This is a genomic window from Marinobacter sp. ANT_B65 (assembly GCF_002407605.1).
GTDB lineage: Bacteria > Pseudomonadota > Gammaproteobacteria > Pseudomonadales > Oleiphilaceae > Marinobacter.
In genome coordinates this window covers 541905-563618 of sequence record NZ_NXGV01000003.1, presented here as the reverse complement: position 1 = coordinate 563618, position 21714 = coordinate 541905, and the positions used below count along the sequence as shown (strand labels likewise).

22 protein-coding genes are annotated in these 21714 nt (G+C 55.1%); 17 read left to right on the top strand and 5 right to left on the bottom strand.

Annotation, left to right across the window (positions count from 1 at the left end; all coding sequences use genetic code 11):
- Positions 1-44 precede the first annotated feature (44 nt).
- Together CPA50_RS15765 and CPA50_RS15760 are read left to right on the top strand one after the other, a co-directional pair.
- Positions 45-1301, top strand: a complete 1257-nt coding sequence (locus tag CPA50_RS15765) for an HDOD domain-containing protein (protein ID WP_096783471.1) — start codon at positions 45-47, stop codon at positions 1299-1301.
- Positions 1298-1876: an LON peptidase substrate-binding domain-containing protein gene (locus tag CPA50_RS15760; RefSeq protein ID WP_096783470.1), complete on the top strand. Its 579-nt coding sequence runs from the start codon at positions 1298-1300 to the stop codon at positions 1874-1876. The genes CPA50_RS15765 and CPA50_RS15760 overlap by 4 nt, the downstream gene beginning before the upstream one ends.
- A 5-nt stretch (positions 1877-1881) precedes the next feature.
- Here the strand turns inward: CPA50_RS15760 and CPA50_RS15755 are convergent, their stop codons facing one another.
- From CPA50_RS15755 to CPA50_RS15745, 3 genes are read right to left on the bottom strand one after another with little or no spacing between them, the layout of a single operon-like run.
- On the bottom strand, positions 1882-3333 hold the full coding sequence (locus tag CPA50_RS15755) for a phosphatase PAP2 family protein (protein ID WP_096783469.1): 1452 nt from the start codon (positions 3331-3333) through the stop codon (positions 1882-1884).
- The gene (locus CPA50_RS15750; protein WP_096783468.1) at positions 3330-4328 is read right to left on the bottom strand and encodes a GGDEF domain-containing protein; all 999 of its coding nucleotides are present in this window, start codon (positions 4326-4328) and stop codon (positions 3330-3332) included. The genes CPA50_RS15755 and CPA50_RS15750 overlap by 4 nt, the downstream gene beginning before the upstream one ends.
- Positions 4325-5338, bottom strand: a complete 1014-nt coding sequence (locus CPA50_RS15745; RefSeq protein WP_096783467.1) for a GGDEF domain-containing protein — start codon at positions 5336-5338, stop codon at positions 4325-4327. Before CPA50_RS15745 ends, CPA50_RS15750 begins: the two co-directional genes overlap by 4 nt.
- Before the next feature lie 134 nt (positions 5339-5472).
- Here CPA50_RS15745 and CPA50_RS15740 point away from each other — a divergent pair, with 134 nt between their 5' ends.
- From CPA50_RS15740 to CPA50_RS15690, 11 genes are all read left to right on the top strand, one after another.
- Positions 5473-6729, top strand: a complete 1257-nt coding sequence (locus tag CPA50_RS15740) for a glutamate-5-semialdehyde dehydrogenase (protein ID WP_096783466.1) — start codon at positions 5473-5475, stop codon at positions 6727-6729.
- Between the two features lie 5 nt (positions 6730-6734).
- The gene (nadD, locus tag CPA50_RS15735) at positions 6735-7385 is read left to right on the top strand and encodes a nicotinate-nucleotide adenylyltransferase (protein ID WP_096783465.1); all 651 of its coding nucleotides are present in this window, start codon (positions 6735-6737) and stop codon (positions 7383-7385) included.
- A gap of 70 nt (positions 7386-7455) precedes the next feature.
- Positions 7456-7806, top strand: coding sequence for a ribosome silencing factor (rsfS, locus tag CPA50_RS15730; protein ID WP_096783555.1), 351 nt, complete (start codon positions 7456-7458; stop codon positions 7804-7806).
- 2 nt (positions 7807-7808) lie between these two features.
- Complete coding sequence (gene rlmH, locus CPA50_RS15725; protein ID WP_096783464.1) at positions 7809-8279, top strand: 23S rRNA (pseudouridine(1915)-N(3))-methyltransferase RlmH; 471 nt, start codon at positions 7809-7811, stop codon at positions 8277-8279.
- A gap of 9 nt (positions 8280-8288) precedes the next feature.
- Positions 8289-10190, top strand: coding sequence for a penicillin-binding protein 2 (gene mrdA, locus CPA50_RS15720; RefSeq protein WP_096783463.1), 1902 nt, complete (start codon positions 8289-8291; stop codon positions 10188-10190).
- Positions 10190-11332: a rod shape-determining protein RodA gene (rodA, locus tag CPA50_RS15715; RefSeq protein ID WP_096783462.1), complete on the top strand. Its 1143-nt coding sequence runs from the start codon at positions 10190-10192 to the stop codon at positions 11330-11332. Before mrdA ends, rodA begins: the two co-directional genes overlap by 1 nt.
- 103 nt (positions 11333-11435) lie before the next feature.
- Complete coding sequence (locus CPA50_RS15710) at positions 11436-12353, top strand: septal ring lytic transglycosylase RlpA family protein (RefSeq protein WP_227519674.1); 918 nt, start codon at positions 11436-11438, stop codon at positions 12351-12353.
- 47 nt (positions 12354-12400) lie between these two features.
- A complete protein-coding gene (locus CPA50_RS15705; RefSeq protein ID WP_096783461.1) occupies positions 12401-13579 on the top strand; it encodes a D-alanyl-D-alanine carboxypeptidase family protein in 1179 nt (392 codons plus the stop codon).
- A 32-nt stretch (positions 13580-13611) separates the two neighbouring features.
- Positions 13612-13881 (top strand): YbeD family protein, encoded by a 270-nt coding sequence (locus tag CPA50_RS15700; protein WP_096783460.1) that lies wholly within the window; start codon positions 13612-13614, stop codon positions 13879-13881.
- Positions 13882-13886: 5 nt separating this feature from the next.
- Positions 13887-14525 (top strand): lipoyl(octanoyl) transferase LipB, encoded by a 639-nt coding sequence (gene lipB / locus CPA50_RS15695; RefSeq protein WP_096783459.1) that lies wholly within the window; start codon positions 13887-13889, stop codon positions 14523-14525.
- Between the two features lie 50 nt (positions 14526-14575).
- Positions 14576-16021, top strand: coding sequence for an ABC1 kinase family protein (locus CPA50_RS15690; protein ID WP_096783458.1), 1446 nt, complete (start codon positions 14576-14578; stop codon positions 16019-16021).
- On the opposite strand, the gene CPA50_RS15685 is transcribed toward CPA50_RS15690, so the two are convergent.
- Complete coding sequence (locus CPA50_RS15685) at positions 15961-16404, bottom strand: YqaA family protein (RefSeq protein WP_096783457.1); 444 nt, start codon at positions 16402-16404, stop codon at positions 15961-15963. The genes CPA50_RS15690 and CPA50_RS15685 overlap by 61 nt on opposite strands.
- A gap of 185 nt (positions 16405-16589) precedes the next feature.
- On the opposite strand from CPA50_RS15685, the gene CPA50_RS15680 reads away from it, so the two are divergent.
- Positions 16590-16844, top strand: a complete 255-nt coding sequence (locus CPA50_RS15680; RefSeq protein ID WP_096783456.1) for a GrxA family glutaredoxin — start codon at positions 16590-16592, stop codon at positions 16842-16844.
- A 104-nt stretch (positions 16845-16948) separates the two neighbouring features.
- Here the strand turns inward: CPA50_RS15680 and CPA50_RS15675 are convergent, their stop codons facing one another.
- Positions 16949-18211 (bottom strand): 6-phosphofructokinase, encoded by a 1263-nt coding sequence (locus CPA50_RS15675; RefSeq protein WP_096783455.1) that lies wholly within the window; start codon positions 18209-18211, stop codon positions 16949-16951.
- A gap of 155 nt (positions 18212-18366) precedes the next feature.
- On the opposite strand from CPA50_RS15675, the gene mpl reads away from it, so the two are divergent.
- The 3 genes from mpl (at position 18367) to CPA50_RS15660 (ending at position 21694) form a co-directional block, all read left to right on the top strand.
- Positions 18367-19761 (top strand): UDP-N-acetylmuramate:L-alanyl-gamma-D-glutamyl-meso-diaminopimelate ligase, encoded by a 1395-nt coding sequence (gene mpl / locus CPA50_RS15670; RefSeq protein ID WP_096783454.1) that lies wholly within the window; start codon positions 18367-18369, stop codon positions 19759-19761.
- A gap of 24 nt (positions 19762-19785) precedes the next feature.
- Entirely contained in the window at positions 19786-20469 is a 684-nt protein-coding gene (locus CPA50_RS15665; protein WP_096783453.1) for a flavin prenyltransferase UbiX, read from the top strand.
- Between the two features lie 85 nt (positions 20470-20554).
- Positions 20555-21694 (top strand): acyl-CoA dehydrogenase family protein, encoded by a 1140-nt coding sequence (locus CPA50_RS15660; protein ID WP_096783452.1) that lies wholly within the window; start codon positions 20555-20557, stop codon positions 21692-21694.
- Positions 21695-21714: the final 20 nt, after the last annotated feature.

Here is a 21714-nt window from a genome sequence, read left to right as displayed (position 1 = left end):
TCACAAATTAACGCCCTGCTTTGATCTCATTAAGGAGATTGTTTATGGCGAGCCAGGAAAGCCTGCCGCTACGTCGTCTGAAAGAGTTTCAGCCGCTAAACCGGTTGACCGATGATCAGCTGGTTTTACTGGCGAGTCGCGCTGAACGCAGAACTCATGGCCCTGGTCAACGAGTACTGGAACGCGGCGTGCGGGATGGTCTGGACTATTTTCTGGTAACCGGGAAAGTAGAACTGGAATCTGTAGATGGTCGCAGAACTCTTGTTGAAGCCGAAACCGAGAAGGCCCTGAACCCTATTGCCAGACTGCAACCAAGGATGTACGAAGGTACCGCTGTAACTTCGTGTGAATTTCTTGTTGTAGAGCAGGATGTTCTCAACCAACTGTTGCGGGCTGCTCCAGTTGCCCAGGTTGAGATGGATTCGGGTGAAGGCAGTGATGGCGGAGAAAGTGAAGAACACCATCTTTTGATGGAATTCTACGCGGAGCTTCGGTCCAATCAGCTTAAGCTGCCCAGTGTCCCTGATGTTGCCTGGAAAGTGCGGCGCATGGTGGACAGGGAGGATTCAACAGCAGATCAGGTGGCCACAGCTGTGTCAGCTGACCCCTCCATAGCGGCCAAGCTGGTTCGGGCCTGTAATAGCCCGCTTTACCGTGGGTTCAGTGATGTCCGTAATGTCCGGGAGTCGGTCATTCGCCTGGGAATGAGAACGACGCGACAGCTTGTGACTGTGTTTTCCATGAGGGAGGTGTTCAAGAGTCGCCAGCCATCGCTACAGAAAGAGATGGAAAGGCTTTGGCGGCATTCCCGTGAAGTGGCGGCGCTGTGCTGGGTGCTGGCCGACCATGCTACCCGGCTTAACCCGGAGGAGGCGCTGCTGGCAGGCCTCCTTCATGACATAGGTATAGTGCCGGTTCTGGTACAGGCGGAGCATCATGTAAACCTGTTTGCCGACGACGCAAATCTGCAGAATGCCATCAGTGAGCTTCGGGCAGATGTCGGGACAGCGGTTCTGGAGAGCTGGTCTTTCCCTCGTGCATTTATAGATGCTGTTCGGCATGCGGAAGACTGGGGATATGAAAGCCGGGAGACAGAGCCGCAGTTGGTGGATGTGGTGATCGTTGCGCAGCTCCATGCCATGATTGGTTCGAATCAGAGCAAAGGTCTGCCTCCGTTTGATCAGGTGCCAGCATACCGCAGGCTCGGCGATCTTGAATTGAACGCATCTCGTAGTCTTGAGCTTCTGACTGAAGCGCGGGCAAGGGTTGATGAGGTTCAGCAATTGTTATCCATTCGATGAAAGCCCCGATTTTTCCTCTTGGCTCAATTGTGCTGCCTGGTGGCAGGATTCCATTGCAGCTGTTTGAGCCGCGCTACATTGATATGCTGGCCCGCTGTCTGAAGGATGATCAGGGGTTTGTTATATCTCTGCTGCGTGATGGCGCAGAAACTGGCCGTGTTGCGTCTTTCTGTGAAATTGGCACCTATGTGCGGATTATCGATTTTCAGCAACTGGATAACGGTTTGTTGGGGATTACCGTAGAAGGCGAAGCTAAAGTTGCGATCGCGCAAAGCTGGCAGCAGAGTGATGGGCTAAACCTTGGCGAGGTCGCGCTTCTGCCTGAAGAAGCTTGTGAAAATGTCCCCGCGGCTTTTCATGAACTGCCATCTGTGTTGCGTGCACTTTTTCAGCACCCGGTTATTGATGGGCTGGGTATGCGAGTCGATTATGGGGATGCCCGTGATGTCAGCTGGCGGTTGACCGAGTTGCTGCCGCTGGATATGAAGGAAAAGCAGAGCCTGCTGGAAATGCAGGATCCCCTTGCGCGCCTGGAGCGTCTGCAGGGGCTGCTTGAGGCTCTGGACGAGGGTTAATGGTTTTACAGAGCCGGCGCATATTTCTGGATGGCGTCAGGCCACAATAGCCAGATGTAGCTCCCGCAGAAAATCAGCCAGGCCAGTGCTGCCGAAACAGTCACTACATCCGGAGCGATAGGAACTCTGTCAAACCGGCTGAAACTGGCCCTTGTCGCGCCGGTAATTGCCAGCCCAAGTAATAGCCCCCCCACAATATCGCTGAACCAGTGAACGCCCAGATAGAGCCGGCTCAGGGCTACAGGAATCAGTGGTAACGAGATCAGTATGTAGGTTTGCCAGCGTCTGCGCTTGCGGGTTTCTGCAGCGACGAAGCTGGCCAGCAGCGTAACAAGGACGGTGATGCCAGTAGTATGTCCGCTGGGAAAAGAACCGGATGAAGGCGGGCTTACAACCTGGTCCGGGCGCTCTATGCCGATCGCAGATTTCAGGCCCCAGACGAGCACAGTGGTCATAACTCCGGCTAGCAGGATATGAGCGGCGGCCGCGTAGTGGCCCCGGAACGCCAGTGCCAGGCATACAAGTACTGCCGCTGCCGCAAGAACCGGCGGGTCGCCCATAAGTGTGGCAGCTATGGCGGGTGCATCAAGTAATGGCCTGCGTAAATCACTGAACCATTGCAGGGTCAGTTGATCGAAAGGCTCGATTATGTCTGTCATGACAGTAAGCTGGCTCCAGAAAACAAACAGGGCAAAGGAGCCGAAAGCCAGCATCAGCGAGGCTAGAGGGAACTCTCCCTCATGTGCCGGGCGCTTATTGGTGTAAAGGCGCCAGAAGCGGTGGGTGGCGTCATACTGGGCCATCTTCCGCTGCAGCCAGAGATAAAGCCGGCTATTTTCAGCGAGGCCAAGCTGGAAGCGAAAAAGAATGACGTAGATTGCCGCCAGAGTCGCGAGACTGATGCCGGTAACCAGGTAAAAGTGAGGTGGCGGCTGCACCTCGCTCGCGAGAGCGCTACCCACCAGAAAACCTGGCAAAATGTAAACCGGTGCCCAGCCAATGGCTGACCCAATGTTGAAGGCCAGAAAACGGCGCCAGGGCATCAGAAGGGCACCGGCTATCAGCGGGATCACCGGCCGGATCGGTCCTACAAAGCGCCCGATAATGACACTTTTGCCTCCGTGGCTATGGAAGAAGTGTTCGCCTTTGGCAATCAGTTCAGGATGACGGCTCAGCGGCCACACACTTGCCAGCCGGCCCTGAAAAAGTCTGCCAATCGCAAAGCTTACCGTGTCTCCCGCAATTGCCCCGAGCCCGGCCCAAATCAGTACCGCTATCAGCGGCATGCCAGTCTGGGAAGCCAGAGCGGCAATGGCGAACAGGACTGCAACGCCTGGCACGATAATGCCTGCAACCGCGAGAGATTCAACAAAAGCAGTACTGAACAGCGCGAGCGATAACCATCCCGGGTTGGCACTAAGCCACGCGGCCAGATCCGTAAGCCAGACGCTGTTCATGTACGGAGTGTCTCTCCCGGGCTGAACCAGGCAGAGTCAGCTCCGCGACGGCGGGCTTCAAGCATCGCCTGATACGCGCGGTTTCGAAGTGTGTCGGCGCGGGTGTCACTACTGCTGCGTGTTGTGCAGCCCAGGCTTACCGTAGCTTTCCCGATTAACGGCCAGTGGGTCTCGGAGATGGTGCGCCTTATGCGCTCGGCAATGACGCGTGCGCCTTCTTCTGGAGTAAACGGCAGGATCAGGAAGAACTCTGAGTCGTTCAGGGTGTACAGCGTGTCGCCTGCACGTATTACTCCGAACAGATGCTGGGTCATGTTGTAAAATAACCCCTGCATACCCGGTTTGCCGTGGAGATCGGTCGCCTCGTCAGCGTAGTCTATGGTCAGGTTGATCACTGAAAGACTGTGGCCGGTGGCGATTGCCCTGCTGATTTCTTTTTGCAGTGTTTCGTCGAGAAAGCGGGCGTTGTGGGCGCCTGTAACCGGGTCAGTAATGGCAAGGTCCTCTGCGGACTGTGCCATATGGTCGTAGTTCCAGATGTAAAGTGCCGCGACCGTCAGGACAATGAGCAGGCCGCTGATAGCAGTGAGAGCGTCTGCGGGTGGCTGCTTCACAAAGAGCAGAATGCTCATAGGGGTAAGCAGGAGCAGGGACAGCGCCAGCGCCTGGCGGAGTGGCAGTATCAACAGGTTAAGCACCAGCAGAGGCATGGCCCAGTGGGTAATGCCTGTACTGTTCATTGTCAGCATGGCCGCCAGAAGGCCGCTGTTCAGGCCGGAGAGAATAATCAGGTGGCCGGGGGCAGAGAGTTGATGCCGGCGGCTGATGAACGTATAGGCAACACCCGCAAGCGTAAGGGTAGCCATGCCGGCGGCCAGGTAGAAAAGCTCGTAAAAACCATAGCGAAGGTTTTGCAGTGCCAAAGTGGAAATGAACAGTGTGGCCAGGCCATAGCCAACACTGTGCGTCCAGGTTCTCAGCCGCGTTTCTGTCATGGCGCAGATCCTTCAGCATTTGGTTGGGCTCTGGTGGTGGGAGTCCGGGAGCTATAGGCCTGAGTGCGGTTGCCACCCTGTTGCTGTGCGCGTCTCAGCGCGTTAGCTGCACTCTGATGCAAACTGTTTGCGTCATCTCCGATGTTTAATCCGGCGATACCTGTGCTGACAGTCAGGTTCATACCATGGGCTTCCAGCAGGGAGCCAAGCCCTTTGCGGATTGTTTCAGCCTGAGTGATGGCCTCCTGGGTGGCTATACCTGGCAAAATCACCAGAAACTGCAGATCTGCTGCCCGGTAATAAGTATCGAAATCCCGTATTTGAGAGTGCAGGAAGCGCCCGATCCGTGGAAGAATTGAGCGGATGTCTTCGTCCGGGTCGTTGTCACTGGCATGGGCGTCGAGACCGACCATGATGATGGACATGTCAGTTCCCTCGCGCTCGCTGCGCTGGATTTCCTTATGCAGGTCTGCAGAAAGATATTCGCGGCTGGCAGCCTGGGTGAGCTCGTCTGTACGCCTGAGAGGGGCCAACTGGCGGGTTTTATAGTCCCGCAGGAATATCAGCACGGCAGAAAGCATAATGGTCAGCAGAAACGCACTGATCATTTGGTGGCGGTCAGCAATACCCTCTGCCCAGTGTGCCGCAGCCATTGCAAGGACGACTATGACCACAGTGATCAGGGTTGCGATTCCTCGTGAAACCAGCGCAAAAGCAACCAGCACCAGGCCATAAAGCCAGTGGCTGAGCGCCCATGGGCCTGTCCAGAAGCTTGTCATAAGCAGTAATATCAGTGCCGCAAAAAACAGTTTTTGAATTGTTGGCCACGGGCTGACCTCGCGCCCGGACTGAAAACTGCGCCCGCTGATAATGATGCCGGCTGCAGCAGCGGCACTTGCAGCAGTGAGCAGCTCTCCAAATATTGCGCATAACACGGCCACGACCACGAAAAATGCAAGGCTGGCGTGTGATAACCGGTTCAGCAAAAACTTTTCGGCCGTCTGGGCCATGGTATTCGTCCTTTTTCGGGGTTCCCGTTGTACCGTAGCGGTATAATATCCGTTTGGGGTGCGTACTTGAAACGGGAAAGGTAAAGTTAGGCGCTTATTCATGAATTCTGGCAGCAAACACATAAGGTAAAGGGATGGATATTGCAGCTTATATGACCGAAGTGGGGCAGCGGGCCCGGGCAGCGGCGACGCTTGTTGCCCGTTCAACGACCGAGGTGCGGAATCGTGCGCTTCTGGCCACCGCCGATGCTCTGGACGCCGCCCGTAGTGAGATGGCTGAAGCAAATGCCCGCGATCTTGCGAACGGGAAAGAGAGTGGCCTGGATGCTGCCATGCTTGACCGGCTTGAGCTCACGCCGGCGCGTGTTGATGCCATGATAGAGGGGCTTCGTCAGGTGGCTTCTCTACCCGACCCTATTGGTGCAATTACCGACATGACCTATCGCCCCTCCGGGATTCAGGTCGGGAAAATGCGTGTGCCATTAGGTGTCATCGGTATTATCTATGAGTCCCGTCCCAATGTGACTGTTGAGGCTGCAAGTCTTTGTCTGAAGTCCGGGAATGCCAGTATTTTGCGGGGTGGGTCAGAATCCATTCATTCCAATCAGGCCATTGCCGTGTGCCTGGCCCGGGGGCTTGCTGAGGCCGGGTTGCCGGAATCCGCAGTGCAGGTTATCAAAACTACCGACAGAGCTGCTGTTGGCGAACTCATTACCATGCCTGAGTACGTTGATGTGATTGTGCCCAGAGGTGGGAAGGGGCTGATCGAGCGCATAAGCCGGGATGCACGTGTGCCTGTAATCAAGCACCTCGATGGTGTGTGTCACGTTTACATAGACAGCCATGCTGATCCGGAAAAGGCATTGCGTGTAGCTGTTAATGCAAAAACCCACCGCTATGGTACCTGCAATACCATGGAAACCCTGCTGGTAGACGAGGAAGTCGCTGCCGACATGCTGCCGCTTCTGGGCTCAGCGTTTATTGAAAAGGGTGTTGAGTTGCGAGGGTGTGAGCAGACCCTGGAGATACTTGCAGATATAAAGCCTGCTACAGAAGCCGACTGGGAGGCGGAATATCTGGCTCCGGTGCTCGCCATCCGCGTAGTGGATGGGCTGGATGGAGCCATTGATCACATTAATCGATACAGCTCCCAGCATACCGACAGCATAATCACAGAGAACTACACCCGTGCCCGGCGATTTATCACGGAAGTTGATTCAAGCTCGGTGATGGTCAACGCATCAACGCGTTTTGCCGATGGTTTCGAGTACGGTCTGGGTGCCGAGATTGGTATCTCCACAGACAAAATACACGCCCGCGGCCCTGTTGGTCTGGAGGGTCTGACCTCGCAAAAATACGTTGTGTTTGGCGATGGCCACATCCGGGCCTGATGGCGATGCATGTGATTTACGGCGGTACCTTCGACCCGGTGCATCATGGCCATTTGCGTCTTGCGCTGGAGGTCGGTGAGCGACTTGGCAGCGTGCCTGTCAGTTTTGTGCCCTGTCATATTCCCCCTCACAGGGGAGAAACAGGTGCAACGGCTGCGCAGCGTCTGCAGCTGCTGGAGGTAGCGATAGCTGATGAACCCCTTCTGCGCATTGATGACCGTGAACTGCGCAGAGAAGGTGCGTCCTATACGGCGGATACCCTGCGACAGCTGCGCAGCGAGCTGGGTGCAGATGTGCCACTGGCTATGGTGGTAGGCACGGATGCATTTGCCGGGTTTGACCGGTGGAAAGAGTGGCAGCAGATTATCCGACTGGCCCATATTATTGTGGTGCGGCGTCCCGGTTCAGAACTGGACCCGGCAGGTGAGCCAGCCCGGCTATTGGCAGCACGGGGTGTTGATAGCGCGGGAGCTCTTGAAACCCGGGCGTCGGGTTGTATCCTGGAGATGGATCCACCATGGCTGGATATCTCCGCAACCGGGATCCGTGAACGTATTTGCAGTGGTCGGTCACCCCGTTATCTCTTACCCGATGCGGTTTGGGCAGATATTCAGTGTATGGGGCTTTATGGAGCATGCCCTGTGAAGAAGTTTTAGTGTTACAATCGCAGTTGATTATGACTTTTCGGGAGGCCATTCCGGCCGGCACCCGGACAACAAGGTGATTATGCAGGCAGAGCAACTAAAAGATCTGATAGTGAATGCACTAGAAGATGTAAAAGCAAAGGACATCAGTGTTATTGATGTGCGGGATCGCACCAGCGTTACCGACTTCATGGTTCTGGCATCCGGGACATCCAACCGCCATGTGAGATCCCTTGCGGATTCCGTTGTCGTTGACGCCAAAGAGAAAGGCGTTCGTGTTGGCAGTGTAGAAGGCGGCGGTGGCAGCGACTGGATTCTGGTGGACATGGGGGACGTTGTTGTTCACGTGATGCTACCCGCTACCCGCGAGTTTTATGATCTGGAGCGCTTCTGGCGCGATGCGCCGGATGTCGGTGCTGCGGGCAGCGAGTAGTCATGCGGTTGCGTCTGATCTGTGTGGGGCAGAAGATGCCCGACTGGGTCAGTAAAGGCTACGAAGATTACGCACGTCGTATGCCCCCGGAGTTGCCACTTGAGCTGGTTGAAATTGCCATGCCTCATCGTGGCAAAAACCCTGACATCCCCAGGCTGATGCAGCGCGAGAGCGAGGCAGTGCTTGCGGCAACCGGGCGCAAGGACAGAGTCGTTGCCCTGGAAGTGACAGGGCGTCCCTGGTCTACTGAAAAACTGGCCAGTCAGCTTGAGAGCTGGCAGCAGGACGGCCGGGACGTGAGTTTTCTCGTAGGCGGTCCGGACGGTCTGGCAGAGCCCTGCCGCCAGCGCGCCGATCAGCAGTGGTCTCTCTCTCCTCTCACCTTGCCTCATCCTCTGGTGCGAATTCTGCTGGCAGAACAGCTGTACAGAGCATGGTCGATTACCCGTAACCACCCGTACCACCGGGCCTAGGAAGCATCTATGCCGTGGGGTGAATTCAAGGACACTGCCGCAGAGCGCAGGCTTTTCCAGCGCCGCGCATTCGTCATGCTGTTGATGGTGTTTCTGCTTCTGGCCGGGCTTGTTGCCCGCATGTATCAGCTCCAGATAGTCGAGCACGATATATACACCACTCTCTCCGATAAAAACCGCGTTCAGGTTCAGTCTGTACCGCCTCCGCGTGGGCTCGTTTACGACCGGAACGGGATACTTTTAGCTGAAAATCGCCCGGTATTCAGTGTGACAGTAGTGCCTGAACGGGTTGGTGGCATGGATGCTACACTGGATCAGCTGGTCAGGATTCTTGATATTTCTGATGAGGACCTTGAGCGGTTCCAGCGCCGTCTGCGAGAGCCTCGACGGCCGTTTCAGGAAATTCCTCTGCGTTATGATCTGACTGAAGACGAGATCGCCCGCCTGGCGGTGCACCGGCATGAACTGCCTGGCGTGGAAGTAGAGGCAGAACTGGTTCGGTACTATCCACACAGTGAGCTTACCGCCCATGCACTGGGTTTTGTCGGCCGCATTAACCGTGATGAGTTGCAGCGGATTGATCCGGTCAACTATGCGGGCACCAACTACATAGGTAAATCCGGTGTCGAACGGTTTTATGAAGAGCTTCTTCACGGAAAGGTTGGTTACCAGCATGTGGAAACCAACGCACGGGGCCGTACTTTGCGAGTCCTGGAGCGGGAAAACCCTGTGCCTGGTGAGGATCTGGAGCTCCATATCGACCTCCGGCTGCAGAACCGTGCGCATGAGCTTCTTGACGGCCGCCGGGGCGCCATTGTTGCCATTGAGCCCGCAACCGGCGGGATACTGGCGCTTGCCAGCGTGCCGGGGTTTGATGCAAACAAGTTTGTCACCGGTATCAGTGTGGCGGATTACGGTGAGCTGAGGGACAGCAAGGACAAACCCCTGTTCAACAGGGCCTTGCGCGGGCAATACCCTCCCGGCTCTACGCTCAAACCCATGTTAGCCATTGCGGCTCTTGATAGTGGGGCTGTAACGCGAGATCACACCATTTGGGATCCTGGGTACTTCCAGTTTAATTCTTCGGGCCGTCGTTACAGAGACTGGAAGCGAGGCGGCCACGGCTGGGTTGACCTGACTTATGCAATGGCTCAGTCCTGTGATGTCTATTTCTATGAAGCTGCTGTGGAGATGGGCGTGGACACCATGCACAGCTATCTGTCTCGCTTTGGTTTTGGCGAAGATGCAACTCTTGATGTATCAGGAGCCCTTAGCGGCCTGCTGCCATCAAGGGACTGGAAGAGGGCAATGCGTAATGAACCCTGGTATCCGGGGGACTCTGTCAATCTGGGTATAGGTCAGGGTTTTATGCTTGCTACCCCTTTGCAGCTCGCCACAGCAACAGCGCTGATTGCCAACCGCGGGGAATGGGTTGAGCCGCGGCTGCTCAAGGATATCCAGGGGGACAGATCGGTCGACGAGTTCCTGCCAAGTGAGACCCACGAGCCCCTGAAGCTTAAAGACCCGAGTGACTGGGATTTTATCGCGGATGCTATGGCGGAGGTTATGCATGGCACCAAGGGAACCGCGCGTTCAGCGGCCAGGGGAGCGTCTTACCGGATGGCTGGAAAAACCGGCACGGCGCAGGTATTCAGTCTGGCAGAAGATGAAGAGTACGAGGCTGAAGAGGTTAGGGAGCGGCTGCGTGATCATGCCCTGTTTGTTGGCTTTGCGCCGTTAGATAATCCCCAGATCGCTGTTGCCGTGATTGTTGAGAATGGCGGCGGTGGCAGCAGTACCGCTGCACCTGTTGCCCGAGCCCTGTTCGATGCCTGGTTACTTGAATTTTCTGCGGCCGGTGACGACGCCGCGCTGATCAGCAAAACCGATGCCGAAAGCGGGGTGCATTGATGGCTACGCGGGAAGTGCTTGGCTCAACTGCCAGCAATCCACTTGGGCGCCCCAGAGGGATCTGGTCTGTCCTGCATGTGGATCCGATTCTGCTTTTGTTGCTCATTGCGCTGGTTTCGGGTGGGCTTTTCGTGCTTTACAGCGGAGCAGATCGTAATTTTGAAGTGGTTAAGGCTCAAGGTATACGTTTTGGTATTGCCTTCGCTGTGATGCTGGTGTTTGCCCAGCTTGACCCCTCAGTATTCCGGCGCTGGGCACCCTGGCTCTATGGTCTTGGTCTGATCGGGTTGGTTGCTGTAATTTTTGTGGGTGTCGGAGCTAAAGGCGCACAGCGCTGGCTGGCGCTGCCGGGGCTGCCCAGGTTTCAGCCATCAGAACTGATGAAGCTGGTCGTGCCCATGATGGCAGCCTGGTATTTGTCCCGGCATTTTTTGCCGCCAAAATTATCCCGTATTGGTGTGGGCCTGGTGATTGTGCTGCTACCCATGGTGCTGATCATGAAGCAGCCGGATCTCGGAACCTCGCTTCTCGTCGGTATGGCAGGGTTGTTTGTAGTGTTTTTTGCCGGTATGAGCTGGAAGCTGATCAGTGCCTTTGTGGTGATGGTTTCTGTGGCGGCACCTGTGATGTGGTTTTTTGGAATGCGCGACTATCAGAAGCAGCGCGTACTGACATTGCTCGATCCCCAGAGTGATCCATTGGGGGCTGGCTGGAATATTATCCAGTCCAAAACCGCTATTGGCTCCGGCGGCCTCGATGGTAAAGGATGGCTTCAGGGGACTCAGTCGCACCTTGAATTTCTTCCGGAAAGCCACACTGATTTTATCGTGGCCGTGCTCGCGGAGGAGTTTGGCTTCATCGGGATGCTGATACTGATCAGCGTGTACTTTCTGATTATTCTGCGCTGCCTCTATATATCGGTTACCGCTCAGGATTCTTTCAGCCGCCTGGTTGCGGGTGCTCTGACGATGACCTTTTTTATCTATGTGTTTGTAAATGTTGGCATGGTGAGTGGCCTGCTCCCGGTGGTAGGGGTGCCTCTGCCGCTGGTTTCCTACGGCGGTACCTCCACCGTCACCCTGATGGCTGCGTTTGGTATTCTGATGTCAATACACACTCACCGCAGAATGATAACGGCCTGATGTCAGGCCGGTAATGGTTATACGTGCAGGGAACCCGTTACAATGGTAAGTGCTGCGGCCTGTTGCATATCCGGCGGCACGTATTTCAGAGGATTTCCTGACAGTGATATCAAATCGTTTATGTTTATGGCTGGTGACATCGACAGTGCTGGCACTGGCTGGATGTGCTTCAGCACCCGGGCCAGCACCAGCCGGCACAGATAATTCATCACGCTATACAATCAATCAGGACAGGGCACCTTCCGGAAACTTTGATGTCTCTGGTTTGTCAGACGCTGTGCCTGTATATCAGGCGCCGGTCAACGCCGGAAATAAATCGCCCTATACGGTCTGGGGCAAGCACTATACTGTGATGGATAGCAATAACGGATATGTCGCTCGCGGTACGGCAAGCTGGTATGGCGAAAAGTTTCATGGCCACAAGACGTCCAATGGCGAAACTTTTGACATGTACCAGATGTCAGCAGCCCACAAATCCCTGAGGATTCCGGGTTATGCAAGGGTTACCAATCTGGATAATGGTCGTTCGGTGATCGTCCGGGTTAATGACAGGGGGCCGTTTCACGGAGACCGCCTGATTGATTTGTCATACGCAGCCGCCAAAAAGCTGGGTTACCAGTCACACGGAACCGCCAGGGTAGAAGTGGCAGCTATTACGGTCATGCCGGATGGCAGCATGTTCATTGCCGGTCAGCCTTTCTCCCTGGATGGTCAGTCCATTGCTCAGTCGCCAGCTCCCGCCGGGGGAAATGCGGTAGCGATAAACGAAAGCATGGCTGGCGAAGGGCTGTTTGTTCAGCTTGGTTCGTTCAGTAGCCGTGACCCTGCTGAAAAACTGCAGGTTCGTGCCGAGAGCATACTCGGCGATCCCGTCAGGGTGCGGGCTGTAGACACAGAGTCCGGGCGCTTTCACCGCGTACAGGTCGGCCCTTTCCAGGACGAAGGTAGCGCGAGAAAGACTCAGAGCCTGCTGGAAGCCCGAGGGTTTTCGCAGTCAATTGTACTGACCGATTCTCACTGAGCGTCAGATCACACATAAAACACACTTAACGACGAATGAATGGACCCATGGCACTAAAATCAGTTTTTCGCTCGCTCTCTTTTATCTCTGCGTCACTCGCCTTTGTGTTGATGCTTTCGGTATCAGCCAAAGCCATGTCCCAGACTGTGCTGATTCCGTCTCCGCCACAGATTGCTGGCAGCTCCTACGTTCTTATGGACCCGAAAAGCGGTCGCGTCATTATGGAGCAGAACAGTAATGAGCGGCTGCCGCCGGCCAGCCTGACCAAAATGATGACAGCCTATATTGTTGAGCGTGAACTGGATGAGGGTCGGATCAGTATGTCCGACATGGTTCCTATCAGCGTAAAGGCCTGGAAAACAGAGGGTTCCCGTACCTTTGTTAAAGAAGGCACCAGTGTGTCCGTGGAGGATCTTCTCAAGGGTGTCATCATTCAGTCGGGTAATGATGCTTCTGTTGCGCTGGCGGAATTTATTGCCGGCAGTGAAGGAGCCTTCGTTGATATTATGAATCAGCAGGCTCAGTTGCTGGGAATGAAGGATACGCACTTCCAGAATGCCACAGGCCTGCCGGCTTCTGATCACTTCTCCACCGCGTATGACCTGGCCGTTCTGGCACGTGCCATCATAAACGACTACCCGGAGAACTATCCTATCTACGCGGAGAAGCACTTTACTTATAACAATATCCGGCAGCCTAACCGCAACAGCCTGTTGTGGCGTGATGACAGTGTTGACGGCCTGAAAACCGGCCATACCGAAGAGGCAGGGTATTGCCTTGTTGCTTCTGCCAAGCGCAATGACACCCGCTTCATTGCAACGGTAATGGGTACCAGCAGTTCGCAGGCACGTTCACAGGAAATCCAGAAAATGCTGAATTACGGCTTCCGCTATTATCAGAGCGATCGCTTGTTCAGCGCCGGCCAGGAACTGATTGAAGCCAGGGTATGGGGCGGCCAGTCCGATAAACTCTCCGTGGGAGTGCTTGAAGACGCTTATGTCACCATTCCTCGTGGATCCCGTGACAGTCTTGAGTCGAGCGTGGATCTTGATTCGGTGATCAAGGCGCCGGTCAGTGCTGGCGATGAGCTGGGACGAGTGAAGGTATCGCTCAATGGTGAGGTGCTGATAGATCAGCCGGTACTGGCATTAACAGATGTTCCTGATGGCGGCTTGTTCAAGCGTCTCTGGGATTCCATCAAGTTGTTTTTTATCCAGCTATTTTAGTAAGGGCGAACTGAGCCCGGGAGTACAACGGCATGAGTGAGCCGAAAGCGCCAAAAATTGAGTTTCCCTGTGACTATGCTATCAAGGTGATCGGCGATTCCGCCCCTGACTTTACGGAGTTTGTGGTGGGGGTTGTTGAGCAGCACGCTCCGGGGATCTGTGAGACGGATGTCTTCGTAAAAGACAGTAGCAAAGGGCGGTTCTGCTCAGTTCAGCTGACCATAGTTGCGACGGGAGAGTCGCAACTGTCCGCTTTGTTCAAAGACCTCAAGGCCAGTGGCCGCGTACACATGGTGTTATAAACCCAATGCCTGAGCTGATTGTCAGATCATTGGGCCAGCAGCCTTATCTGGAAACCTGGGAGGCCATGAAAAGCTTCACGGCGGACAGAGGCGATGACACCAAAGATGAGCTCTGGTGTCTTGAACATCCGCGGGTCTATACGCAGGGGCAGGCGGGCAAGGCCGAACACATCCTGGCCCCTGGCGACATCCCGGTTATTCCTGTAGATCGGGGCGGACAGGTTACCTACCACGGTCCGGGTCAGTTGGTGGTCTATCTGATGCTCAACCTGTCTCGTCGAAAGATGGGGGTGAGAGCATTGGTTGATGTTATTGAACAGGCGATTGTGCACACGTTGGGGGAACTGGGTATTACCGCCGAACCACGGCCAGATGCGCCAGGTGTGTATGTTGGTGACGCAAAAATAGCGTCTCTGGGGCTGCGGGTGCGCCGTGGATGTTCGTTTCATGGCCTGGCGCTGAATGTCCGGATGGATATGGAGCCATTCAGGAGAATCAACCCCTGCGGTTATGCCGGGTTGGCCATGTGCCAGGTCAGCGACTTTGTTGCTTCAGTCTCCATTGATGATATTGAAAAGCGGCTGACGGCTCAGTTGGTAAGCGGCCTCGGCGGTCCGGCAGTGGATTATCGTAAGGGCTGGTAAGGTCTGGCCGGCGCCCCTTCTGATACGGGCTCACATCGTAGAGGTTATACATGTCATCCAGGCGCCCAGGTAAATCAGTCTCCCGCATCAAGACAGGCAGCTTCGAACGCCGGCTGAGCCTTACTCGCGCAGGGCTTTTTGCTGGAACACGTATGGCTTCGCATATGGCCACCAACTGGTTCAGTAGCAAGGACAAGCGGGAGGAGCGTCACCGCACCATGTTATCCAGTCAGGCACGTTTTCTGGTAAATGAACTCGGGAAACTGAAGGGTAGTGTGGTCAAAATCGGCCAGGTGATGGCGTTGTACGGCGAACATTTTCTGCCGGAAGAGGTTACCGAAGCGCTGCACACCCTGGAAGACCAGACGACTTCTCTGGAGTGGCCAGCCATAGAGCGTGTACTCAAGGCGGAGCTGGGGGCGGAGCAGCTTGCGGAGCTGGATATAGATCCGGAGCCGATCGGGGCTGCTTCTCTCGGTCAGGTTCACCGGGCGCGCCGACGCAGAGACGGTCTGGAGCTTGTGCTCAAGGTTCAGTACCCCGGCGTCGCAGATGCAGTCGATAGCGATCTGAATGCTGTTGCTCAGATGCTCCGGGTTGCTCGGCTGGTGAATTTCGGGCCTGAGTTTGAAGACTGGCTGGAAGAAGTCCGGCAGATGATGCACCGGGAGGTCGATTACCGGCTGGAGGCCAGCACCACGGAGAAGTTTCGCCAGATACTTGCCGATGACCCGCGCTTTGTTGTCCCCCGGGTATTGCCGGAGTATTCCTCTGCACAGGTAATTGCCTCGACATACGAGCACGGCCATTCAGTGAACTCCGATTCAGTGCGGAACCTGTCGCTTGCGCGCCGTAGTGATCTGGGCAAAGCAGCTCTGGAGCTTTTCTTCCGTGAGTTATTCGTTTGGGGCGAAATTCAGACGGACCCCAATTTCGGAAACTATCGTATTCGCATCGCAGGAGAAGACGGAGAAAGTGCGGAGTTCGATCGCATCGTGCTGCTGGACTTTGGCGCTGTGCAGTCATACTCAAGGGAGTTTCTTGATCCGGTCATCCAGATGATCCAGGCCTCATACGAAGACAACCTTGATGCAGTGATCGACGGCGGCGTCAAACTGAACTTCATGAGCACAGACTGGCCCAGGGAAGTGCTGGAGAAGTTTGGCGAGGTGTGTATGTCGGTTCTGGAACCTTTGTCCAGTGACCACGAAAGCTGGCCGGATGACGCTATTAACAGCAAAGGCCAATACCGCTGGAAACAGAGCGACCTGCCATCGAGAGTCGCCCGGCAGGCGGCACGATCGGCTATAAACCGCTACTTTCGTGTGCCCCCGAGTGAGTTCGTGTTTCTTAACCGCAAACTGATCGGTGTGTATACCTTTATTGCCGTGCTGCACTCAGAGTTCAATGGTGAGCCCTTGTTACGCAAATACCTTTACGGTTGTGGCGAGGATACGCCGGATGCTTCGGCGACCAGCCAGATAACAAAGGCGTAGCGCAGGCCTTTGCCAATACCCACGAGAATAATAAAATTGAGCCAGGGTACGCGCATGATGCCACCGACCAGAGTCAGCGCATCCCCTCCCAGCGGGAGCCAGCCCAGAAGCAGGGACCACTGTCCATAACGATTAAAACTGTTTCTGGCTTTGTGTAACTGTGCTTCGCTCAGAGGAAACCAGCGCTTGTTTTTGAAGCGGTCGACCTGTCTTCCAATGGCGCCGTTAACCACAGATCCCAGAGTGTTGCCAGCTGTAGCCCAGAACCATAGCCACCACATGGAATATCCTTGCACCACCAGCGTTCCTGTCAGTATTTCCGAGTAGGCTGGCAACAATGTGGCTGCAGCGAATGAGGTCAGAAACAGCGTCAGGTAGACCACAGAATTCTCCTTATGATGTAGGGCATACCTCTCCGTTCATCAGGCAAAAGCATTTCAGGTATCATCAGGCACTATCACGGCCATTCAAAGCATCAATTTTTAATTTCCTGTGTTCATGTCATCATGAACTCACGATTTTGCAAAGCCCCGGGGTGATTCCGGGAAAACTGTTCTGGAGGTTTTTTATGGATCAGGTGACTATTTACGGTCGTTCAAGCTGTGGCTTTTGTGTGCGGGCAAAGAGCCTGTGCGAGTCCCGTGATATGCCGTATACCTGGGTCGACATGATTGAGCATGACATGACCAAAGCCGATATCGCTGACAAGATTGGGCACCCTGTTTACACGGTTCCGCAGATTCTTGTGGGTGACCGGTACATCGGTGGTTTTGATCAGTTTGCTGCTTACGTTCGTGAGCTGGAAGCGAATCAGGCCCACTGAGTTACGCATTGACGTTAAGGTGTGGTGAAGAAAAATAACATTGAAAAAAGGCCCTGCAGAATCGCTGCAGGGCCTTTTTTGATAACCCGGTTTAAATGGGGCGGTCAGAGTTGAAAGCTGGTTTTCAGTTTCTTCTCTGCCAGTGTGTTTTTAAGCTTCGCGACGCGGGGTAAACCATTGTCAAATGGAGGGAAACTCTCGCCAGCGATCAGTGGCTCAAGATACTCCCGGCAGTCCCGTGTGATACCAAAACCATCATCAGTGATGTAATGGATTGGCATTTTCTTTTCCTGATTGGCAACTTCGCTGAGCGGAGCCTCTCCAATCTTCCAGATGTACGGTTTTGCCTGCTCCCGCACGATGGTCGGCATAAGGGCCTGTTTACCGTCGAGTGCCATTTCTACTGCTGCCTTGCCTACTGCATAGGCCTGCTCCACATCCGTTGCGGACGCAATATGGCGAGCGCTGCGCTGAAGATAATCGGCGACGGCCCAATGGTATTTGTGCCCCAGCGCCTGCTTGACCATATTCGCCAGTGCCGGTGCTACGCCCCCAAGCTGGGTGTGACCGAAAGCGTCTTTGGCGCCGGCATCTGCGAGAAAACGGCCATCTTCATACTGAGCGCCCTCGGAGGCGACGACTACGCAGTAGCCGTATTCCTTAACGCAGAAATCAACTCGTGCCAGGAAAGCGTCTCGGTTAAACGGAATTTCCGGGAACAGAATAATATGGGGTGGCTCGCCTTCTTCCTGCCCGGCAAGGCCACCAGAGGCCGCAATCCAACCAGCGTGGCGCCCCATCACTTCCAGAATAAATACCTTGGTGGAGGTTTCGCACATGGATTTGATATCCAGGCTGGCTTCCAGGGTTGAAGTGGCTATGTATTTGGCAACAGAACCAAAGCCCGGGCAGCAGTCTGTAAACGGAAGGTCGTTATCGACGGTTTTGGGAACACCGATGCAGGTAATGGGATAACCCATTTTCTCGCCCATCTGCGAGACCTTGTAAGCTGTATCCTGGGAGTCGCCGCCACCATTATAAAAGAAATAGCCGATATCATGGGCGCGGAATACTTCGATAAGACGTTCGTATTCGCGGCGGTTTTCCGAAAAGTTTTTCAGCTTGTGCCGACAGGAACCGAAAGCTCCACCTGGTGTGTGGATAAGCGCCTGAATGGCATCATCACTTTCAAGGCTGGTATCAATCAGTTCTTCGTTCAGCGCACCCAGAATGCCGTTGCGCCCGGCAAAGACTTTGCCGATCTTGTCCGGGTGCTTGCGGGCGGTCTGAATGACCCCGCAGGCGCTGGCATTAATGACGGCGGTAACACCGCCAGACTGAGCGTAGAATGCGTTCTTGATGGCCATCTCGGGGTGGAGCCTCCTGCGGTTTCAATAATGGCGCAGATGATACGCCAAACGCAGACGATTTTCATGGCAAGAAGTGCCGATAGACGCACTCTTGACGGAGTCGGGCGGATACGGGAGGCTTGTCGGGTTTCAATGGAGAGGACAGTCGGCGAATGCATATTCATATTCTGGGAATTTGTGGCACATTTATGGGCAGCCTGGCTGTTCTGGCAAGGGAGCTTGGCCATACAGTGACCGGTTCCGATCAGGGCGTATATCCGCCCATGAGCACCCAGTTAGAGGCGCAGGGTATCAGCCTGATGGAGGGCTTCAGCCCGGAGCACCTTGAGCCAAAGCCAGATCTGGTACTGATAGGCAACGCCATGTCCCGGGGCAACCCCGAGGTGGAGGCGGTACTTAACCGTAATATCGATTATATGTCCGGCCCGGAATGGCTGGCCCGGGAAGTGTTGCGGCATCGCTGGGTTATGGCGGTCGCAGGCACCCACGGCAAAACCACTACCACGGCTATGCTGCTCTGGATTCTGGAGCAGGCAGGGCTAGCGCCCGGTTACCTGGTGGGCGGTGTGCCCAAAGATTTCCCGGTTTCGGCAAGCCTTGGGGGCAGTGATTTTTTTGTTATTGAGGCGGACGAGTATGACAGCGCCTTCTTCGACAAACGCTCCAAATTCGTTCATTACCGCCCCCACACCCTGATACTGAACAACCTTGAATTCGATCATGCAGATATCTTCGACAACGTTGAAGCAATTGAACGTCAGTTCCACCATCTGGTGCGCACGGTTCCGTCCCAGGGGTTGATCGTCCGCCCAAGCCTGGATGTTCACCTGGACAAGGCGCTGGCTATGGGATGCTGGAGCCCGGTGCAGGATATGGCCATCGGCAGCGAGGTTGCAGAGTCTTCGGACTGGCGCGCTGAGCTCTTATCTGAAGATGGCAGCCGGTTTATGGTTATCCACCATGAACAACCGGTTGCTGTAGTGAAGTGGAGCCAGACGGGCACCCATAACGTCCGTAATGCCCTGGCCGCTATCGCGGCCGCCAGGCATGTGGGTGTTACACCAGATCATGCAGTGGCTGCCCTGTGCCGGTTTTCCGGTGTGAAACGCCGTATGGAATTGTTGGCAGATGTTGGCGGAATCAAGGTCTATGACGACTTTGCCCATCACCCGACAGCAATAGCGACTACGCTGGAGGGCCTGCGCAATCAAGTGGGTGATGAGCCGGTGATAGCGCTTATTGAACCTCGCTCCAATACCATGAAACAGGGTGTTCACCAGCATACGTTGCTGCCCAGTGCGGCTTTGGCCGACAGGGTTTATTGGGCGAATCTCAACGACATGGACTGGTTGCCTGAGCTGGTGTCAGCATGGCAAAAGGAGAATCCTGCGTCGGGACAGCACAGTGTCGAGTCGACCGTAGAGGCTCTCATTGAGCGTGTGCTGACAGACCTGCCCACCCCTTGTCAGATTGTCATTATGAGCAACGGCGGTTTTGGTGGTATCCACGGAAAGCTCATAGCGGAACTTGAGCGTATCCATGGCTGATTCGACGCTCGGGGAGCCACTACAATGACAGAAATCATCACCAGAAGTTTTTCTGAAGCACGAACGGTTAATCTGGCGTTCACCGGCGCTTCCGGTGCCCAGTACGGCCTGCGTCTTCTGCAGTGTCTGGCAGCGGCAGGTTGCAGGGTTAATGTAATGGTCAGTAAGGCTGCACAGCTCGTGATTGCTACAGAAACTGATCTTAAGCTGCCTGGAACGCCGTCGGCGGCGCAGAAAGTTCTGTCGGAATACGCCAGCGCCGTCCCTGGTCAGGTGCGGGTGTTTGGCCGTGAGGACTGGTTTGCTCCACCCGCTTCAGGGTCTGGCGAAAAAGCACCTCTGGTAGTTTGCCCCTGCAGCACCGGAACCTTGTCTGCGCTGGCTACCGGTGCCAGCAACAACCTGATTGAACGCGCCGGCGATGTTGCGCTGAAAGAGCGGCGCCAGCTGATTCTGGTGCCCCGGGAGGCGCCTTATTCAGAGGTGCACCTGGAAAATATGCTGAAACTTACGCGCATGGGCGCCGTTATCATGCCGGCCAGTCCGGGGTTTTATCACCAGCCTGCGTCAATACAGGACCTTGTGGACTTCATTGTGGCCCGGATTCTGGACCATCTGGGCCTGCCTCAAGATCTTATGCCCCGCTGGGGAGAGGAGCGTATCAAAGCCGGAACGGAGAGTAGCGATGGTTTTGGCCAGCATGATTGATGGTTTTAATCATTGAGCAAACGCACTGGCCGGCAGAGACTTGGTGAACGCTAATAACAACATTGTTCACTGACTGAGGTTCGCCATGATTCCACGTACGCTCTTCGATGCTGATCTTGATGGCTTTAGGGATTCTGTTCGGAAGTTCCTCGAACAGGAAGCAGCGCCCTACCATGAGCAGTGGGAGAAAGATGGACAGGTCAGCCGCGAGTTGTGGCAGAAAGCCGGTGAGCTGGGTTTTTTATGTCCGACCATGCCAGAGGAGTACGGCGGTGCTGGCGCTGACTTCCGTTACAGCGCCGTTGTTATGGAAGAGGTTTCGCGGGCAGGGCTTTCCGGCATTGGCTGGACTCTTCATTCCGATATTGTTGCGCCTTATATTCTGAACTATGGGTCGGACGAGCAGAAAAAGCATTACCTGCCCAAAATGGCTGCTGGTGAAATAATTACGGCCATCGCCATGAGTGAACCGGGCGCCGGCTCCGACCTGCAAGGTATCAAAACCACAGCGCTGAAAGATGGTGGCCACTATATCCTGAACGGCTCCAAAACGTTTATCACTAACGGCCAGATGGCCGATCTGGTCATTGTGGTTGCAAAAACAGACCCGAAAGAAGGGGCGAAAGGCATCAGCCTGTTGCTGGTTGAAACCGCATGGGAAGGCTTTGAAAAGGGCCAGAACCTGAATAAAGTGGGCATGAAAGCCCAGGATACGTCTGAGCTGTTTTTTCAGGATGTGAAAGTTCCGGTTACCCACTTATTGGGCGCGATGGAAGGGCAGGGCTTCTTTCAGTTGATGCAGGAGCTTCCGGCTGAACGTCTGCAGATCGGGCTCACGGCTATCGCTGCGGCGGAAGCCGCATGGCAGTGGACGCTCGACTACGTTAAAGAGCGCAAGGCCTTTGGAAAGCCGGTTATCAAGTTCCAGAACACCCGCTTCAAAATGGCTGAGATGAAAGCAGAGATCACTGCGGCCCGAGTGTTCACCGACCGTTGCCTGGAGCTCCATCTGGAGAAGAAGCTCGATATACCAACCGCTGCGATGCTGAAACAGTACACGACTGACCTGCAATGCAGGGTGATGGATGAGTGTGTTCAGTTACATGGTGGGTATGGCTATATGTGGGAGTATCCGATTGCCAGGGCCTGGGCAGACTCACGTGTTCAGCGCATCTACGGTGGAACCAATGAAATCATGAAAGAGATTGTTGCGCGGGCATTCTGAGGGCCGGGTCGGCTGACTCG

Excerpts from the sequence above, each read along its gene's own strand:
- CPA50_RS15765 (WP_096783471.1), top strand. The coding sequence starts at position 45 with ATGGCGAGCCAGGAAAGCCTGCCGCTACGTCGTCTGAAAGAGTTTCAG.
- CPA50_RS15760 (WP_096783470.1), top strand. The coding sequence starts at position 1,298 with ATGAAAGCCCCGATTTTTCCTCTTGGCTCAATTGTGCTGCCTGGTGGC.
- CPA50_RS15755 (WP_096783469.1), bottom strand. The coding sequence starts at position 3,333 with ATGAACAGCGTCTGGCTTACGGATCTGGCCGCGTGGCTTAGTGCCAAC.
- CPA50_RS15750 (WP_096783468.1), bottom strand. The coding sequence starts at position 4,328 with ATGACAGAAACGCGGCTGAGAACCTGGACGCACAGTGTTGGCTATGGC.
- CPA50_RS15745 (WP_096783467.1), bottom strand. The coding sequence starts at position 5,338 with ATGGCCCAGACGGCCGAAAAGTTTTTGCTGAACCGGTTATCACACGCC.
- CPA50_RS15740 (WP_096783466.1), top strand. The coding sequence starts at position 5,473 with ATGGATATTGCAGCTTATATGACCGAAGTGGGGCAGCGGGCCCGGGCA.
- nadD (WP_096783465.1), top strand. The coding sequence starts at position 6,735 with ATGCATGTGATTTACGGCGGTACCTTCGACCCGGTGCATCATGGCCAT.
- rsfS (WP_096783555.1), top strand. The coding sequence starts at position 7,456 with ATGCAGGCAGAGCAACTAAAAGATCTGATAGTGAATGCACTAGAAGAT.
- rlmH (WP_096783464.1), top strand. The coding sequence starts at position 7,809 with ATGCGGTTGCGTCTGATCTGTGTGGGGCAGAAGATGCCCGACTGGGTC.
- mrdA (WP_096783463.1), top strand. The coding sequence starts at position 8,289 with ATGCCGTGGGGTGAATTCAAGGACACTGCCGCAGAGCGCAGGCTTTTC.
- rodA (WP_096783462.1), top strand. The coding sequence starts at position 10,190 with ATGGCTACGCGGGAAGTGCTTGGCTCAACTGCCAGCAATCCACTTGGG.
- CPA50_RS15705 (WP_096783461.1), top strand. The coding sequence starts at position 12,401 with ATGGCACTAAAATCAGTTTTTCGCTCGCTCTCTTTTATCTCTGCGTCA.
- CPA50_RS15700 (WP_096783460.1), top strand. The coding sequence starts at position 13,612 with ATGAGTGAGCCGAAAGCGCCAAAAATTGAGTTTCCCTGTGACTATGCT.
- lipB (WP_096783459.1), top strand. The coding sequence starts at position 13,887 with ATGCCTGAGCTGATTGTCAGATCATTGGGCCAGCAGCCTTATCTGGAA.
- CPA50_RS15690 (WP_096783458.1), top strand. The coding sequence starts at position 14,576 with ATGTCATCCAGGCGCCCAGGTAAATCAGTCTCCCGCATCAAGACAGGC.
- CPA50_RS15680 (WP_096783456.1), top strand. The coding sequence starts at position 16,590 with ATGGATCAGGTGACTATTTACGGTCGTTCAAGCTGTGGCTTTTGTGTG.
- CPA50_RS15675 (WP_096783455.1), bottom strand. The coding sequence starts at position 18,211 with ATGGCCATCAAGAACGCATTCTACGCTCAGTCTGGCGGTGTTACCGCC.
- mpl (WP_096783454.1), top strand. The coding sequence starts at position 18,367 with ATGCATATTCATATTCTGGGAATTTGTGGCACATTTATGGGCAGCCTG.
- CPA50_RS15665 (WP_096783453.1), top strand. The coding sequence starts at position 19,786 with ATGACAGAAATCATCACCAGAAGTTTTTCTGAAGCACGAACGGTTAAT.
- CPA50_RS15660 (WP_096783452.1), top strand. The coding sequence starts at position 20,555 with ATGATTCCACGTACGCTCTTCGATGCTGATCTTGATGGCTTTAGGGAT.